The sequence below is a fragment of the Streptomyces sp. NPDC050759 genome, assembly GCF_044456945.1.
Lineage (GTDB): Bacteria > Actinomycetota > Actinomycetes > Streptomycetales > Streptomycetaceae > Streptomyces.
Genome location: NZ_JBITGI010000017.1, coordinates 1 through 17,688, shown reverse-complemented (window position 1 = coordinate 17,688; position 17,688 = coordinate 1). Strand labels below are relative to the sequence as shown.

Annotated in this window: 10 protein-coding genes; 1 reads left to right on the top strand and 9 read right to left on the bottom strand. The window is 72.3% G+C overall.

The features are described 5' to 3' along the window. Positions 1-161: 161 nt before the first annotated feature. A complete protein-coding gene (locus ACIBJB_RS37135) occupies positions 162-1,196 on the top strand; it encodes an LPXTG cell wall anchor domain-containing protein (protein ID WP_398937508.1) in 1,035 nt (344 codons plus the stop codon). 104 nt (positions 1,197-1,300) lie between these two features. On the opposite strand, the gene ACIBJB_RS37130 is transcribed toward ACIBJB_RS37135, so the two are convergent. From ACIBJB_RS37130 to ACIBJB_RS37090, 9 genes are all read right to left on the bottom strand, one after another. After that, positions 1,301-3,079: a GMC family oxidoreductase N-terminal domain-containing protein gene (locus ACIBJB_RS37130; protein ID WP_398937506.1), complete on the bottom strand. Its 1,779-nt coding sequence runs from the start codon at positions 3,077-3,079 to the stop codon at positions 1,301-1,303. 73 nt (positions 3,080-3,152) lie between these two features. Next, positions 3,153-4,766, bottom strand: coding sequence for a succinic semialdehyde dehydrogenase (locus ACIBJB_RS37125; RefSeq protein WP_398937504.1), 1,614 nt, complete (start codon positions 4,764-4,766; stop codon positions 3,153-3,155). Between the two features lie 126 nt (positions 4,767-4,892). After that, the gene (locus ACIBJB_RS37120) at positions 4,893-5,831 is read right to left on the bottom strand and encodes a serine/threonine-protein kinase (RefSeq protein WP_398937502.1); all 939 of its coding nucleotides are present in this window, start codon (positions 5,829-5,831) and stop codon (positions 4,893-4,895) included. A gap of 46 nt (positions 5,832-5,877) precedes the next feature. Beyond that, a complete protein-coding gene (locus ACIBJB_RS37115) occupies positions 5,878-6,810 on the bottom strand; it encodes a DUF3710 domain-containing protein (RefSeq protein ID WP_398937500.1) in 933 nt (310 codons plus the stop codon). Positions 6,811-6,869: 59 nt separating this feature from the next. Beyond that, entirely contained in the window at positions 6,870-8,453 is a 1,584-nt protein-coding gene (locus ACIBJB_RS37110) for a serine/threonine-protein kinase (RefSeq protein ID WP_398937498.1), read from the bottom strand. A 75-nt stretch (positions 8,454-8,528) separates the two neighbouring features. After that, the gene (locus tag ACIBJB_RS37105; RefSeq protein ID WP_398937496.1) at positions 8,529-10,145 is read right to left on the bottom strand and encodes a protein kinase; all 1,617 of its coding nucleotides are present in this window, start codon (positions 10,143-10,145) and stop codon (positions 8,529-8,531) included. 58 nt (positions 10,146-10,203) lie between these two features. Continuing rightward, positions 10,204-11,961, bottom strand: coding sequence for a protein kinase (locus ACIBJB_RS37100; RefSeq protein ID WP_398937818.1), 1,758 nt, complete (start codon positions 11,959-11,961; stop codon positions 10,204-10,206). Between the two features lie 152 nt (positions 11,962-12,113). Then, a complete protein-coding gene (locus ACIBJB_RS37095) occupies positions 12,114-14,903 on the bottom strand; it encodes a protein kinase (RefSeq protein ID WP_398937494.1) in 2,790 nt (929 codons plus the stop codon). 173 nt (positions 14,904-15,076) lie between these two features. After that, positions 15,077-17,161, bottom strand: coding sequence for a serine/threonine-protein kinase (locus ACIBJB_RS37090; RefSeq protein ID WP_398937492.1), 2,085 nt, complete (start codon positions 17,159-17,161; stop codon positions 15,077-15,079). Positions 17,162-17,688 lie beyond the last annotated feature (527 nt).

Below are 17,688 nucleotides of genomic sequence, written 5' to 3'. Positions count from 1 at the left end.
GACTCAGCCCACATAAGTTTTCTGTGAATGCCCGCACAACCATTCACAGGGTTCGCGGATCAAACCTCACGTACCACGGGCCCCACCCGCGCCCCACACGCGGAGGCCTCTCCCTGACGCGTGCTGCGGGAAGCGCGGCACACCTGACTTCCGAGGTCTTCATGAAGCTTCGCCGTGCACTGGCCGCCGCGGCCGCGACCGCCGCGATAGCACCGCTGGCCCTGTTCGCCGCGCCGACCGCGTTCGCGGACACCACCACCCCCACGCCGACCGCGCCGGAGAGCACTCCCGCGGACCCGGCCTCGACCCCGGCGGACCCGGCGAGCACTCCCGCGGACCCGGCGTCGACCCCGGCGGACCCGGCGAGCACTCCCGCGGACCCGGCGTCGACGCCTGCGGACCCGGCGAGCACGCCCGCCACCGGCTCCGCCTCCCCGACTCCGTCCGGCTCGACCAGCGCCAGCAGCAGCCCCTCGCCGAGCGAGAGCGACGAGCCCGTCGACGAGTGCGAGGTCGACGAGGACGGCGCCCCGGTCATCAACGACAGCGACGCGCTGCACAGCTCGCTGACCGGTCTGCCCGAGAGCATCGTGGCGGGCAGCGGCTGGACGAACTTCAAGTTCAACGTCGACAACTCCGGCGACGACACGATCAAGGACATCCAGCCCTTCGTCGGCGTCGGGGCGGTCGACTGGGACTTCGAGACGGACTACAGCGACCTGGTCACCGTGCAGGTGAAGAAGGGCGGCGCCTGGGTGGACGTCGCCACGCAGTTCGGCGAGGGCGGCTCGTTCAACGCCTTCGACCTCGACGGCGGCGACTCCCTCAGCTACCAGCTCCGAGTGAAGGTCGACCGTGAGGTCCCGAGCGCGATCGGCATCGCCATCGGTCTCGCCGAGTACTCGGACGACAAGGGCTGCTGGGTCTCCGACGACGAGAACGCCGGCATCTACTACTTCGAGGTCCTGAAGGCCGGCTCCGACCCCGGCAAGCCGAACGACGCCAAGCCGCAGACCGGCGGCAAGAGCGCCATCTCCGACGTCAACGACGTCGACGTGGACGGTGCGCTCGCCGAGACCGGTTCCAGCTCGGCCCTGCCGGTCCTCGGCCTGGTCGGCGGCTTCGCCGTCGTCGCCGGTACCGGTGTGGTCTTCGCGGTGAAGCGGCGCAAGGGTGCGACCGGCGCCCACGCCTGAGTCGTAGGGCCGTGAAGGCCGTACACACGGCTTGACGGCAAGAAAAAGAGAAGGACCTGTGCTCGGAGGGGGGTGCAGGTCCTTCTCTTTGGCGTTTTCGGGCGCTACGACTTCTTCGGCACCGCCGGCATCCCCAGGAACGGCAGCTTCAGCGCGCCGAAGGCCTCCGCCGGGACGGCCGGTGACCTGGGCTCGACGGGGTTCAGACGCTCGTACGCCTCGCCCTGGGCCGGACGCGGATCCGGCTCGCCCTTGTTGGGCCAGTACGACATCGCCCGCTCCGCCTGCGCGGTGATCGTCAGCGAGGGGTTCACACCGAGGTTGGCGGAGACGGCGGCGCCGTCCACGACCGAGATCCCGGGGTGGCCGTAGAGCCGGTGGTACGGGTCGATGACGCCGGTCTCACGGGAGGAGCCGATCGGGCAGCCGCCGAGGAAGTGGGCGGTGAGCGGGGCGCCCATCAGCTCGCCGACGTTGGAGCCGGCGAAGCCATTGATGTCGGCGGCAATCGCGGATGCGGCCTCGGAAGCGGCCCTGATCTGCTTGGGGTTGGGGGCGCCGTGGCCCTGGCGGGCGGTGAGCAGTCCCTTGCCGGCGCCGTCCGGTTTGAGGTACGTCGTCAGGGAGTTGTCCAGTGACTGCATGACCAGGCCGATGATGGTCTTCTCCGACCAGCGGCGGTTGGAGAGGGAGCGCAGGACCAGCAGCGGGTGGCGGGCCGCGTTCGCCAGCCAGGCCATGACCCTCGACGAGCCCTCGGCGTACGGCACCTGGAGGATCGACAGGCCGCCCATCGAGTTGGAGCCCTTGCCGTAGCGGACCGGCTCGATGTGGGTGTTCTCGTCCGGGTGGATGGACGAGGTGATGGCGACGCCCTGGGTGAAGTCGACCTTCGGCGCGCCCGTGGCCCTGCGGTAGCGGCGGTTGTCGGTCTGGGCGCCGACCAGGGCCTCGGAGTTGGTGCGGGTGAGCTCGCCCAACCGATCCGAGATGTACGGCAGTTGGCGGCCCGCCTTCATGCGGTGCAGGAGGGTCTGGGTGCCGTAGGTGCCGGCGGCGATGACGACCTGGCGGGCCTTGAAGGTGCGGCCCTTCGCCTTGCGGCGCTGGTCGGTGGGGAGGGTCGCGACCGCGTAGCCGCCCCGGGAGTCGTCGGTGACCGACACGACGGAGGTGAGGGGGTGCACGACCGCGCCCGCCTTCTCGGCGAGGTAGAGGTAGTTCTCGTTCAAGGTGTTCTTGGCGCCGTGCCGGCAGCCGGTCATGCACTCGCCGCACTCGGTGCAGGCCTTGCGGGCGGGGCCCGCGCCGCCGAAGTAGGGGTCGTCCACCTGCTCACCGGGGTCGGCCTTGGAGGCGCCGTCCGCGTCCTCGCCGTCCCCGAAGAACACGCCGACCGGGGCCATGTGGAAGGTGTCGCCGACGCCCATCCGCTCGGCGGCCGCCTTGAGGTGGACGTCGGAGGGGGTCATCGTCGGGTTGAGCCGTACGCCGAGCATGCGGCGGGCCTGGTCGTAGTACGGCGTCAACTCCTCCTGCCAGTCCGTGATGTCACGCCACTGGGGGTCCTCGAAGAAGGGCTTCGGGGGGACGTAGAGGGTGTTGGCGTAGTTGAGGGAGCCGCCGCCGACACCCGCCCCCGCGAGGACCATGACGTTGCCCAGGAGGTGGATGCGCTGGATGCCGAACATGCCGAGTTTCGGCGCCCAGAGGTAGTTCTTCAGGTCCCAGGAGTTCCTGGGGAGGGTCTCGCGGGTGAAACGGCGGCCGGCTTCCAGGACACCTACGCGGTAGCCCTTCTCGGTGAGGCGAAGGGCGGTGACGCTGCCGCCGAAGCCGGAGCCGACGACCAGTACGTCGTAGTCATAGGTGTCCTGAGGCACGTGTGCTCCTCGTTGAGTGTCCGTGCGGGTGATCCGTGGTTGCTCGCGCAGTTCCCCGCGCCCCTGAATGCCCTTACCTGAACCGGAAAGCCTTCATCAGCCTCAGGCTCCGGCTCATGAACTGCGCGTACTTCTCGTCGTCCATCCCCAGCGAGGGCGCCATCGGCAGCAGCCGCTGCTGGGCGACCGTCTGGGCCTCGGTGTACTTGAGGATGCCCTCGGAGCCGTGCCGGCGGCCGAGGCCGGAGTCCTTCATGCCGCCCATCGGGGACTGGACGCTGCCGTAGGCGGAGGCGTATCCCTCGTTGACGTTGACCGTGCCGGCCCGCACCCGGGAGGCGATCTCGCGGCCGCGCCTGCCGTCCTTCGTCCACACCGAGGAATTCAGGCCGTACGGCGTGGAGTTGGCGAGCTCGACCGCCTCGTCCTCGGTCTTGAAACGGTAGAGGGAGACGACCGGGCCGAAGGTCTCCTCGGCGCACACGGCCATCGGCTCGGTGACGCCGTCGAGGATGGTCGGCTCGAAGAAGTAGGGGCCGACGTCGGGGCGGGCGACGCCACCGGCGACGACCTTGGCCCCCTTGGACACGGCCTCCTCGACATGCCGGGTGACCGTCTCCAGCTGCCGCTCCCCCACCAGCGACCCCATGTCGGCGCCGTAGGCGAGTGACGTGCCGAGTCGCATCGCCTTGGTGCGGGCGGCGAAGCGCTCCAGGAAGGCGTCCGCGATCGACTCGTGGACGTACAACCGCTCGATGGAGATGCAGAGTTGGCCGGCCGAGGAGAAGCAGGCGCGGACGGCACCGGCGGCGGCCTTCTCGATGTCGGCGTCCTCCAGGACCAGCATGGCGTTCTTGCCGCCGAGTTCGAGGGAGACACCGACCAGGCGGGCGGCGGCACCCTGGGCGACCTCGCGCCCGGTGCGGGTGGAGCCGGTGAAGGAGACGTAGTCGGCGTGCCGGACGACCTCGGGGCCGACGACGGGACCCTCGCCGAGGACGACCTGGAAGACCTCGGCGGGCAGGCCGGCCTCGACGAGCAGGTCGCGGGCCCACAGGGCGGTCAGGCAGGTCTCGGTGTCCGGCTTCATGACGACGGCGTTGCCCGCGACGAAGGCGGGGAGCGCGTCGCCGACGGACAGCTCCAGCGGGTAGTTCCAGGGGGCGATCTGGCCGACGACCCCGCGCGGGTGGCGCAGCTCGGTGACCTTGGTGAGGGTCGGCACGGCGCCGGTGTGCCGCTTCGGCCTGAGATAGGCGGGCGCTTTACGGCCGTAGTGCCGCGCCGCCACGGCGACCGCCTGCACCTCCTCGTGGGCGTGCAGCCGGGCCTTGCCGGTCTCCAGCTGGATGAGGTCGAGGACCTCGGCCTGGCGTTCGAGGATCAGATCGTGGAAGCGGAGCAGGACGGCGGCGCGCTGCCGTACCGGGGTCCGCTCCCACACGGCCTGCGCCGTGCGGGCCGCCTCGAAGGCCTTCTCCACGTCCTCGGGCGTCGACTCGGGCAGGTCGGCCAGCTTCTCGCCGGTGAACGGCGTGTGGTTGGCGGTACGACCGGACCCGGTCACGCCCTTGGTGAGCTGGGCGACCAGCTCCGGGGTGACCACGTCGGCCGCGGTACGGGCGCCCTCCGGGGCGGGGGCGAGAGGGTTCGTGCCGGTCTTGGCCGGGGCCTGCGCGTCGGTCATGAGCCGCAGGGTATTCGGGAGCGGAGGCTTTGGGTACCCGTCGGTAACGGGCGTTCACGGAGTACACACACCTTGCCAGTGATGACTGGCGGTGAATGCGCTGATCAGGAGGTTGGACGGGGATGATCAGCCGCGTTCGGGTTTTTTCTGGAGCAGGAGGCCGAGGGCGGACAGGGCCGTGAGCCGACGGGGTTCATGGGTCGCGGTGGTCGGGCCGGAGGCGTCGGCGGGGGGCAGCACGGCGGTGGGTGGCGGGGCTTCCACGGCCGGAGGTGGAGCGAGCACTTCCGCGGCCCACTTCGGCAGGCTCGTCCCAGCGACCCCGGCCAGCACCTCGGCGGCCTCCGCCGCCGTCGGCCGCGCCTCGGGTTCGGCGGCGAGGAGCCCTTCCAGCAGCCGCCCGAGGGAACCGGTCTCCGCGATCTCGCCGCCCGCCACGGCCGAGCGGAGCAGCGCACCCAGTGACCACAGGTCGGAGGCGGGACCCGCGCCCCGCCCCGAGACGCACTCCGGGGCGACGAAACCGACGGCGGCCTCCTCGGCGGTGCTCTGCCGGGTGGCGCCGATGCCGAAGTCGGTGACGACGACACGCTCGCCGCCGGCTTCGAGAAGGACGTTGGACGGCTTCAGGTCGCGGTGGACGATGCCGACGCGGTGAGCGGCGTGCAGCGCGCCGAGGACGGCGAGCCCGATCCGGGCGGCCTCGGCGTCCGCCAGCGGCCCCCGTCCGGCGAGAGCGGCCTCCAGCGACTCACCCTCCACCAACTCCATGACGATCCAGGGCAGTTCGTCTTCGAGGAGTACGTCGTGAATGGCGACGGCCGCCGGATGGTCGACCCGCGCGGCGGCACGGGCCTCGTGCGGCAGCCGGTGCGCGGCCCGCCGCCGCTCCTCGTCCTCCGGATCCCCGGTCAGCAGCGGTTCCTTGACGGCGACATACCGCTCGTCCTGCTCGTCCCGAGCCCTCCACACCGTGCCGTTCGGCCCGGAACCGACCCGCTCGACAAGCCGGTAACGCCCACCGATCAGACGTCCGCCGGACGAGTGTTCGCCGTCTTCGCTCATGGCACATGAGTACCGTGCGCATCATGCCGTTGTCGAAGTGACGGGGTCAGAGGCCCGTCAGCCCACGCCCCGGGCTCAGGACGATCAGCGTGTCGGTGCGCGGCGGCGCAGAGGACGTGCGTACGACGGCCCCCTGGAAGGTGTCGTAGGGCCACTCCTCCTTGCTGTCGGCCTCTGCCCCGACTCCCGACACGAAGCCGCGGAGAATCCAGCCCGGGCCGTCGAAACCGAGGACCCGCACTGTCTGTCGGTCCTTGCCGGGAGGGCCCTGGATCCGCACGACGGCCTGGAGTTCGGTTCCCGCACGGCCGACGCGTTCCTCGACGGAACCACCGTGACCGCGTATCGACCGGGCCAGCTGCTCACGGATGGTCGCCCAGGAGGTGTCCGCGAGCACGCGGAACGCCTGGAGCTGGATCGCCGTCCGGCCTCGGATGACGGTGACGGCCACGGGGGAGCCGTCACGGGATGTCATCAACTCCATCCTCACTCCGGGCCCGGTCGGCACCAACAGGCCCCCGAGATCGACCAGTTCGCCGCCCCGCGACCGATGGGCGTCACTCTCGTCCCACGGTCCGACGGCACGGCAGCTCTCCTCCGCGGCCTCCAGCAGGACGTCGAGCTCCTCCTCGGACATCGACTCCTCGGCGATCACGGAGGCCAGCAGCCCCAGCAGCCGGTCGAGGGTGATCAGACCGCGCCGTGAGGTCTCCGGAGCCGCCGTCGCGTCCCCCAGCAGGGTCCTGACCATCAGCCCCGCTTCCTCCCCGTCCAGTCCGGGCACCGGGCGGCCGAGGTCGGTCCGACCGTCCTCCTCACGCAGTGTGAGGAGTATCCGAAGAGCGACGAGCAGGACCCGACCCGCGGTCAACCGGTCCCAGACCTCGAACTCGACACGTTCCCCGCTCTCCGGTGCGACGAACCCGTCGCGCCTGAACTGCGCGACCACGGAACGTGCCGCGTCACGTGCCTCGCCCATTCCCACGTCTCCCGAGGGCCCGCCTGCCGATCCGGGTGGTCGCGACCTCGACGGTGGCGTCAGAGCCTGTCCACCCCCAGATTCGCGATCGCCGTCCGCGCCACCTCCCGCCCCCGCCCGGTGAAGTCCCCCTTGCCGGGATAGCTGACGGTGAGTTTGTACATGTCGCCGGTGGACGTCCGGTAGTAGAAGATCTGGAGTTCGCGCGGGCGGGGGTTCTGCGTGTCCGTGGTCCTGTAGGTGACGGTGTTCTTGGCGGCCTTCCGGCCCTGGTACGTCTGGTCCTCCGGCCGGGTCTTCGCGTTGGCCGGCATGCTGAGGTCGTACTCGCCGCTCTCCTTGAACCGACTGTCGTCGTCGTACATCTCGGCGGCCGCGGACCCCGCGATGTCGTGGGAGGTGTCCTCGGCCTTCCGGTCCAGGGTCAGTCCGATCCAGATGCTGCCGCTGTAGTCGGCGTACGTGATCCAGTGGGTCTTGTCCGTCTTCCGGTCGGGCGTGGTGGGCTGGTAGTCCGCGGGCACCGCAAGCGTCGCGGCGACGTCCTTGGTGTGCTTCTTGGTCCAGCCGTCCGGCAGCGGTCCCGCGAACGGGTCCGCGATCACCAGATACGCCGCCACCGCGGCCGCGACGACCGCCGCGCCCAGCCCGATCGCGAGCCTGAGCCACGCCTTGCGGCCCAGCCGGAGGCCGCCGCCCACCGGCACCTCCACGGTCCGCACGATCTGCGTGGGCTCGGGGACGGGTGGGTGGGCGGTGGCCTCCAGGAGCGCCCTGACCTGCGCGGCGTTCGGGCGGCGCGCCGGGTCCTTCTGGAGGAGGCCGTTGATGGCGTCGGCGAGCGGGCCGTGCGCGGCGGCGGGCGGCGCGGGCGTGGCGTTGAGGACGGACTGGAGCGTCGCGGGGGTGTTGCTGCGGCGGAACGGCGACACTCCTTCCGTCGCCGCGTACAGGACCACGCCGAGGGACCAGAGGTCGGAGGCGGGGCCGGGACGCTGGCCCAACACCCGTTCGGGGGCGATGAACTCGGGCGAGCCGACGAAGCCGCCGGTGTCGGTCAGGTTGGTCTCGCCCTCGATCTGGGCGATGCCGAAGTCGGTGAGGACGACCCGGTCGTACCGGCCGAGCAGCACGTTGTCCGGTTTCACATCCCTGTGCAGGATGCCCGCCGCGTGCGCGGCCTCCAGCGCGCCGAGCACCTCGAGGCCGATTCTCGCCGCTTCCCGCGCCCCGAGGGTGCCCTCCTGCAACGCGTCGCCCAGCGAACGGCCCTGCACCAGCTCCATCACGATCCACGGCCGGCCGTCCACGACCGCCACGTCATGCACGTTCACGACGGAGGGATGGTCGAGGCGGGCCGCGGCGCGTGCCTCACGACGCATCCGCTCGAAGGCGTTTCCTTGTTCACGTTCGGGAAGGTGATCCGGGACGCGGGGTTCCTTGACGGCCACCTCGCGGTCCACCGTCTCGTCCTTGGCCCGCCACACCGTGCCCATGCCACCGTGCCCGAGCTTGGCGAGCAGCCGGTACCGGCCCGCGATGAGCCGGCCGACGCCCGGCTCCGGCTGAGGGGGCCTGGGAGGTTGCAGAACATAACTCGTCGTCTCGTCGGACTCGTGGCCGACTCCCCCGCTGCTGCTCATGGGTTCATCCATATCGCGCCAGGCCCGCACGCATCCAGAGGTGACGCGTTCCGGTCACACACCCGTGACGTATCCCTACGGCACGGTGAACGTGTCGACCGCCACGTCGAAGTACTCCTTGGCCTCCCGCGCCTTCCCCATCGGCGCCGACACCCATACGTCGTACAGCCGACCGTCCTCCTCCCAGCACACGTCGTAGGTGTGCCGGGCGCCCTCGGCCGCGCTGAAGCCGTCCCAGGTGAACTCCCAGAACGCGGCGGGCCGTCCGCGGTGCGTGACCGAGGTGACCCGGCCGTCCCGGTAACCGGGGTTGGTCTCCGGGCCCTTGGCGGCCGCGCGCCGCATCACGCCCACCGGGCCACCGGGTTGGGGGTCGGTCACCTTGATGCCGAGCCGGAAGGTCTCCCCGGACGACAGGTAGAAGACCCGTTCCCCCTGCGGCTCACGGGTGAACCCGTCGGGCACGGCGAGCGCGAACCCGGCGGGGTCCTCGGCGACGCGGTAACCGGAGGGGGCGGAGGGGAGGGTCACGGTGGGCGCGGGCTTCGCCGTTCCGGTCGGGCTGCTCGTGGGGGTTCCGGGCACCGGACTACCGGCGGTCGTACGGCCGTCACCCCCGCCCCGGTCCATCAGCAGCACCGCCGCCGACACCCCCGCCCCCGCCGTCACGGCGGCCAGCAGCACCGCCACGAGCACGCCCCGCCGCCATCGCACCGGCGCCATGAGCCCACCGCGCCCGGCCCGCTCCGGCGCCATGAGTCCACCGCGCCCGGCCCGCTCCGGCGCCGGGGACCGCCGTAGCGGAAGATCCCGCTGGGTCGGTGTGTACGCCCGCTCGGGTGCCCGGCGCGGCGGCGTGCGGCCCGTCTCCACGAAGGCCCGCAGCATCCGCTCCGCCTCCACCGCGTCCAGCCGCCGCTCGGGATCCCGCTCCAGCAGTCCCCGTACGACGGGAAGGAGCGGCGCCGCCTGCGCGGGTGGCCGGATCTCGTCGATGACGACAGCGTGCAGAATGCCGCCCAACGAATCCCGCCTGAACGGCGATTCACCGCTCAGGGCCGTGCACAGCAACGCGCCCAGGGACCACAGGTCGGCCTCCGGGCCGGTTCTGGCCCCGGACATCCGCTCGGGCGCGGTGTACTCGGGCGAGCCGACGAAGGAGCCGGTCTCGGTGAGGGTGGTGGCGCCCGCGACCTGGGCGATGCCGAAGTCGGTGAGCACGACCCGGCCGGTGCCGGACTCGACGAGTACGTTGGCGGGCTTGATGTCCCGGTGCAGCACCCCGGCGGTGTGCGCCGCGCGCAACGCGCTCAACAGGTCGGCGCCGATCCGGGCGGCCTCGGCGGCGTCGACCGGGCCGTGTGCGGAGATCCGGTCGGCGAGGGAGCCGCCGTCGATCAACTCCATGACGATGTACGGCCGTTCGTCCTGCTCGACGACGTCGTGGACCACGATGATGTGCGGGTGGGACAGCCGGGCCACCGCACCGGCCTCGCGCAGGGTCCGGTCGCGCTGGAGCCGGGCGTCCTCGGCGGAGAGTGTCTCGTCGAGGGGGATCTCCTTGACGGCCACCTGCCGGCCGAGCAGTTGGTCGGTCGCCCGCCACACCACGCCCATGCCGCCGCGCCCGATCCTCGCCTCCAGGCGATAACGGCCCGCGATCACACGGAAGGTGTCCCCCTCGGTCCCCATGCGCCCCATCATGCCGCAGCGGACGGATGCCCTCCGGGGCGGTGACCGGCCAACTCCATCAGCTGTTCGGCTCTTTCCAGCCCTGGAGCACCCTCGTGAACTGCTTGCTGGTGGTCGGCCAGTCCTTCGCGGGCGCCGACATGTAGATCACGTACTCGACGCCGTCCCGGGACATGTACGTCTCCTCCACGGCCCGGCGCGGCCCTGGGAAGGCGATGTCCTTGCGTAGCGCGGTCCAGGTGTACTCCCACCGGGCGCCCGGCCGGTCCCGGTAGGTGTTCCTGACCATGCCCACGCGGTGGTAGTCCTTGAGCCCGTCGATCTGCACTTCCAGGTTGCGCTGGTGGGAGAGGGGATCCAGGAAGTCCGGCGAGGTGTCCACGGCGATCCGGACGAAGTGCTTGCCCTCGTCCGGCGAGTAGTCGATCTGGGTCAGGCCGTCGGCGGGGGTCCCGTAGACCGACCGCTCCCAGCCCCGGGGCAGATACACGCTGAAGCCCACGGGATCGGGATACTGCTTCCAGCCGTCCGTGGCGCCTCCCCCGGTCCGCGGGCTCGGCGAGGGACTGGGCGACGCACTCGACGTACCGCCCGAGTCCCGCCCCTCGTCCCACTTCTGCAGGCCGAACGCGGTTCCGGCGCTCACGATCGCCGCGAGCGCCACCACGAGCACGAAGGACCGCAGCCGGCGGCGCCTGGGCGGGGCGGCGGAGGTCATGGGGCCGGTGCCGGTGTGGGGCGGGGGACCGATGGTCGTGGGCCCGGTCGCCTGGGGATACGGCGCACCGGTGCCCGCGTGGTACGTCGGGCCCGAGCCCGGGGAGTACGACGGTCCCGCGCCCGAGGAGTACGGCGCTCCCGCGGCCGGGGCATACGACGTACCGCTGACCGGTGTGCCCGTCGTCGGTGTGCCGAGCCCACTGTGGGACCCGCTGTGCGCCCCCGGCTCATGGCGGGAACGCACATGTTGCGTCGGCACATACGCCTGTGCCGCGCTCGGCCGCCGTCCCTCCGCCGCCTCGGCGAGCATCTGCTCGGCCTCGGCCGCCTCGGGCCGCACGGCGGGATCCTTGTGCAGCAGGGCGGCGATGACGGGCCCGAGCGGGCCGGCGTGGCGCGGCTCGGCGGGTTCCTCGTCGACGACGGCCTGCATGGTGGTCAGCGGGGTCGTACGGCGGAACGGCGAGCGTCCCTCGACCGCCGTGTACAGGGTGGCGCCCAGCGCCCACAGGTCGGCGGACGGGCCGGGGTCGGCGCCGCGCACCCGCTCGGGGGCGAGGTAGTCGACCGAGCCGACGACCTCTCCGGTGCGGGTGATGGTGGTGTCGCCCTCGATCTGGGCGATGCCGAAGTCGGTGAGCAGGACGCGGCCGTCCTGCGCGAGAAGGACGTTGCCGGGCTTGATGTCCCGGTGCAGCACCCCGGCGGAGTGCGCGGCACGCAGGGCCCGCAGCACCCACAGCCCGATCCGGGCCGCCTCGCGCGCCTCGATCCGGCCGTCCTCCTTGACGGCGTCCGCCAGCGAGCGGCCCTCGACCAGCTCCATCACGATCCAGGGCCGGCCGTCGTGATCGAGCACGTCGTGCACGGTGACGACGGCCGAGTGGTTGATCCGGGCGGCCGCGCGCGCCTCGGCGCGGGTCCGGGCGAGCAGCACGGCCTGGTCGCTCTCGGAAACGTAGAGCGCGGCGGTCAACTCCTTGATCGCCACGGCCCGGTGCAGCACCTCGTCATGGGCACGCCAGACCCGGCCCATGCCGCCCGTGCCTATCGGGTCGGCGAGCCGGTAACGCCCCGCGAGGAGCAGGCCCTGCATCTGATTCACGTTTCCCCGCAATGCTCTTGACGCAGTCAGACTAAGGACCGGCCCGCACCGAGGGGAACAAGGGGGGCGTCAAGGAGACCTCACTGTGACGGTTGTCGCTTCCGCGAAGTACGAGTGAACCTGCGACACCGGTACGGCGTCCGTCAGCCGGTCACCTGATACGTGGCCGACGCCTGCTCGTACAGCCGGGTCACCTCGTCCCGCTCCGCCTCCGGGCCGCGCACCTGGACGATGTGGTACTTCCCGCCGATCAGGATCGCGACATTGCGCACGTACAGCTCGCGCCCGTCGTCGCCGGTCCAGGTGAACTGCCCCTCGGCCATGCTCCGCGTGCCCACCTGGATCGACTTGAGCCCGGTGGCGGTGGCCCAGCTGGAGTCGCGGTACGGCTGGAGCTCGGGCTCCTTCTCCCGCTGGTAGGCCATGGGATCGTCGCCGTTCGCGGCCGCGGTGTCCCGCCCGGGGACGACGATCAGCTCGAAGTTGCCCTGCGAGTAGACCACTTGACCGCGGCCGTTCCTCGGGGTGCGGTCCCAGCCGCCCGCCACCGCGACCTTGAAGCCCTCGGGGTCCGTGCGCAGGGTGAAGCCGTCGGCGACCTCGGGCCCGGCGGTCTGGGTCTCGGCGGCCCCGCTGGACCGCGACGGCTCGGGGGTCGTCTGCTCGGGCCGCGGCTCACTGCTGGTCGACGGGGACTGCGCGGGACCGGCCTGACGGGTGGAACCGGTCTCCTGGGCGGCGCCGTCGTCGGGGTCCGCCTTCGGCATGAAGTACATGGCGTACACGATCGCCGCGGCCATCACCAGCAGGATGATCAGCAGCAGGTTGCGGCCCAGGCGGCGCGGCGAGGAGGCGGCCTCCTCCCGGGCCCGCTTGTGCCGTCCGTGCGTCGCGGGCAGCCCGGCGCGCCGCCTGCGCACCAACTCGCCCCGGCGCCGCACGATCGGCAGCCGGCTCGCGTCCACGGGCGGCGCGGCGATGACATGGGCGCCGGCCTCCGGCTCGGGCGCGGACCGCACCAGCGACCGCAGCCAGCCGCGCAGTTCCTCGAAGTCCAGCCGCTCGGTCGGGTCCTGCCGCAGCAGCGACTCCACGACCGGCCTGAGCGGCCCGCACTCCTCCGCGAAGGCGGGCGGCTCGGCACACACCAACTGCACCAGCTCGGCCGTCGACTCCTCGGGATAGGGCGCATGCCCCTGGACGGCCCGGAACAGCAACGCCCCGAGAGCCCACAGATCGGTCGCGGGCCCGATGGGCGCGGCGAGCTGCCAGTTCTCGTGCACCGGCCCGGCCTGCTCCGGCGCCCACCGCTCGGTGACGGGCCCCACCACGGCCATCCGGGCCTGCCGCGCCCGCTCGGCGGCGAGCGCGGTGGCAGGGCCACGGCGGGCGGGGGCATCCGCAGGGGGGGCATCGGCAGCGGGGAGGTCCTCCCAGCGGGTGGGCGCGGGCGCCTGGTCAACGGCGGGCACCGCGTCAAAAGCGGGCACGTCACCCACGGGCGCCGCACCCCCGCCGCGCGGCACGGCACCGTGCCAGGGAGCCGGGCGCGCTCCGTAGGGGTCGGCCATCTGCCCCGGAGCCCCGGCTCCGGACGCCTGCTCGATGCCGTTCACCGTCGGATGCGGGGCCTGTGCAAGGCCGTTGGCCGAGGGATACGGCGGCTCGGTCACGCCATTGCCCGACGGATACGGCGGCTGCGTCACGCCGTCGGTCTGTACGGCGGGGTCGGCGCCGGGTGTTCGTGCGGCGGGGCCGGCCTCCGGTGCCGGGCGGGCTCCGGGCAGGGCGGCCCTGCTGTTCTGCGCCTCCTGGACCCGGGCCGCGGCCCGGGCTCCCGCGCGATACGCGGCGATCGCGCCGGCTCGCGCCGCGCGGATGTCCGTACCGCCGTCGGGCTCCCGGCGGACGAGCTCGGCCGAAGCCCCGGACCCGTTGACCGCCTCCACCCCGGCACTGGGCAGACCACGGGCCTCCCGCGCCTCGATCGCGGCCCGCCGCGCGGCCTCGGGATCGCCCCCACCGAAGGTAACCGCACCACCCGGGCCCGGCCCGGCGCCTCGGGCGTCCAGCCCGAAGGCCGCACCGCCGCCGTTTCCGCGAGCCGTACGAGCTCCACCCACCCCACCGGCCGGACCGGTCGACTGCCCGGGAACCCCGTGTCCACCAGGTCCCCCACGCCCGTCGGCGCCACCGAACCCGCCACCCGGGCCCGCGCCAGACGCACGCGGTCCCGCACCCGCACGTCCACCGCCCGGCCCGTCATCCGGCCCGGCCCCGGACTCCCCGCCTCCGGCGCCCCAGTCACCCGCCTCGACCGGCACCGGGTCGTACCCGCACAGTGCCTCCTCGGCCGCGCCGACCGCGAGGCCGGTCAGCATGACCCGGCCGTCGTCGCAGACGAGCACCGTACGAGCGGTGATGTTGCGGTGCACCCAGCCGTGCGCGTGCAGCACCCGCAGCGCCATGAGCACGTCCGAGGCGACCTCGGCCGCCCGGTACGGCGTCAGCGGCTTCTCCGCTAGCAGTGCCGCGAGCGGCCGCGCGGGCACCAACTCGCTGACGATCCACAGCGAGCCGCCCTCGGCGAACACGTCGAAGACCTGGTCGAGCCGTGGATGGTCGGGTATCCGGGCGGCGGCCTGCGCCGCCTCGACGGCCCGCCGCACGGCAGGCTCAGTGGGCCGGCGGGTACCGCCCCGCCCCGAGGTCCGCCGCGCACCCCGGGGGTCCCGTGCGGTGAACCCGTCGGGCAGCCCCTCCGCGTCGAGCACCTCCGCCTCGACGACCTCGGGCAACGGCACCTGCCTGACCAGGACTTCCTGCCCGCTGTATGTGTCGAAGGCGCGCGTCTCGGTGAGTTCGTACTCGTCGGACGGAGGCAGCGGCAGGCGGTAGCGGTCGGCGAGCACCCGACCCGCATAGTCGTCCACGTTGCCTCCCCCGGCCGCCCGGTTGGTCAATTCCGTTCGCCTTGCGGCCCGTTCATACCCATACCTGGATGCGGACGGTCCACAAACACTCACGATACGTGCCGGAGGCAACCCGCAAAGAGGGGATTCCAGATCTCAGGGTCCAAACACCTGACCGCTTACCGAAGAGCGCGTCACGACTTCGGTTCGAAGGTACGAGCGAGCGTGTGCCATGTGTCCTTGCGCAGCTCAGTGCCCCAGTTCGCGGCTTTCGCGGTGTACATCAAGGCATATCCGAGATGGCCGTTCACGACGAATCCACGGTCGATCGTCCGGTACTTCGTGCCGCCGTCCACATAGGTGAACTCCCAGTCGGCCGCGTTCCAGCCCCGGTAGCCCACCTTCTCTATTCGGATCTTGGTGTACTGCGAGCGGCGCATGCTCTGCTCCTGGTTCTCCCAGTCCGCCACCGGGTCGCCCTTGGGCGTGGTGGTCCAGGCGACGAGCAGTTTCTGCCCGTCGGGCCCGCTGAACCGGTCGCCCGCGGAACTGCTGGTCTGGAACTTCCACCCCTCCGGCAGCCCGATCGAGTAGCCCTGGCCCCCCTGGTACGTCGAGGCCACCGCACCGTCGCCGGCGGAACCCCCCGAACCCGAGGACCCTTCCGAACTCCGGCCGCTCTCCTCGGTACTCGGCGTGTTCCCGGCCCCCGCACCGGCCTCCGGCGAGGCGGACCCGCTGGTGGCCCCGTCGCTCCGGGTGCCCCCGCTCTCGTCCTCCTTGGTGTCGGCACTGGCGCTCGCGCTCGCCGTCACCTTGGCGGAGCCGCCGCCCTTCGCCCCGTCGTTGTCGTCCCCGCCGAGCGTGAGGGCCAGCACGGTACCGATCACCGCGAGCGCCACGACCACCGCGATGATGACCAGAGTCCGCCGCGGCACCACATCGGTCAGCGGCGCCCTGGGCACCGGCCTCGGCGCCAGGTCCGGCGGTGGCGTCATCACGGGCCATCCCGAACTCCGCCCGTCCGAGACCGCGTTGGCCTGCTGTGTCTTCCCGTCCCGGACCCCGGCCGCCCCGCTCGAAGCCGACGTCGAATCCGACCCGGACGGTGCACTCGCCGCGCCCTTCCCCTGCGACGCGGAAGGAGCCGAGGCGGCGGGAGAGGCCGAGGCAGCCGGAGCGGCCGTGGCCGCCGACTTAGCCTCGGAAGCCTGGGCCGGCACCTTTCCGCCACCCGAACCGGCAGTACCGCTCCCGGACTTGGTCCGTGTCGCGGCCGCGGAGGTCGCAGCGGCCCCGGCGGCCTTGCGCACGGAACGCAGGGCCCCGCGCAGCCCCTCCCCGCCCGCACGCTCCTGCGGCTGTGCCGGCAACGGCACCACCCGGGTCGCGTCCCCTGCGGGCTCCGGCTCGGCCGGCTTCGGCTCGGGCGCGTGGATCACCGCGGTGAGCATGGCCCGGGCACGGCTGTCGTCGAGCCGCTGGGCGGGGTCCTTGGTGAGCAGGCCGTAGATGACGTCCTTGAGCGGTCCCGCGTTCTTCGGCTCCTCCAGCGGTTCGGTCATCACCGCCGTGAGCGTCGCGATCGCGGACCCCTTGTCGTACGGCGGGGCGCCCTCGACCGCCGCGTACAGCAGCCCGCCGAGCGACCACAGGTCGGCCGCGGGACCCGGCTTGTGCCCACGGGCCCGCTCCGGGGAGATGTAGGAGGGGGCGCCGACGAGCATGCCGGTGGAGGTGATGGACGGGTCGCCCTCGACCTGGGCGATGCCGAAGTCGGTGAGCACGACCCGGCCGTCCTCGGAGATCAGCACGTTGGACGGCTTCACGTCCCGGTGCAGGATGCCCTCGCGGTGCGCGGACCTGAGCACGTCGAGTACCGCGAGGCCCACCTCCGCCGCACGCTTCGGCTCCAGCAGGCCGTCCTCCCGGATGGCCTCGGCGAGCGACTTGCCCTCGACGAGCTCCATCACGATCCAGGGCCGGTCGTCCTCGTCGACCACGTCGTACACGGTCACCGCGCTGGTGTTGCGGATCCGCGCGATCGCCTTGGCCTCACGCAGCGTGCGTGTGATCAGCCGCCGCTTCTCGTCCTCGTCGATGCTGGACGGGAACCGCAGTTCCTTGACGGCCACCGTCCTGCCCAGGGTCTCGTCCTCGGCACGCCACACCGTGCCCATGCCTCCGCGGCCGAGAACTTCTCCCAGCCGGTACCGCCCGGCGAGGAGACGGCCGTTCTCGTCCTGCCGGGATGCTCCCGCCCGCTCCGCGTCCGACATGCGTCCCCTCATGAACCCGCCCTGACAGAGCCTCCATTGTCCCTCACCCGACAAGTGCCCGACGCCCAGGGGTGCGGGGTGAGGCTGTCGGGCGGCTGCGGGCCGGTGGGGGCCGGTCGCGCAGTTCCCCGCGCCCCTGGGGAGCTGCAGTCACCGGCGCCACGACGGTCCGTTCTCCACCTCGCGCGCCACAGGGGCTTGGGCCGGGCGCCCACGGGGGTGCCGCGTCGGGTTGTCAGGCGGCTGCGGGCCGGTGGGGGCTGGCCGCGCAGTTCCCCGCGCCCCTGGGGAGTTGCAGTCCCCTGCGCCACGACGGACCGATCCTCACCCCCCGGCACTACGACGGACCGTTCGCTGCACCGCGCGCCACGACGGGCCGTTAGCCGCACCGCGCGCCACGACGGGCCGTTCGCCGCGTACGGCGCGCAGGGGACGGGGTGGGGGGTGTCCGCCCGCAGCGGCCGGCGTCCGTTACCGAGCCACCCCTCAAGGAACCGAGCCGCCGGACCGAGGACGGACACCCCCCA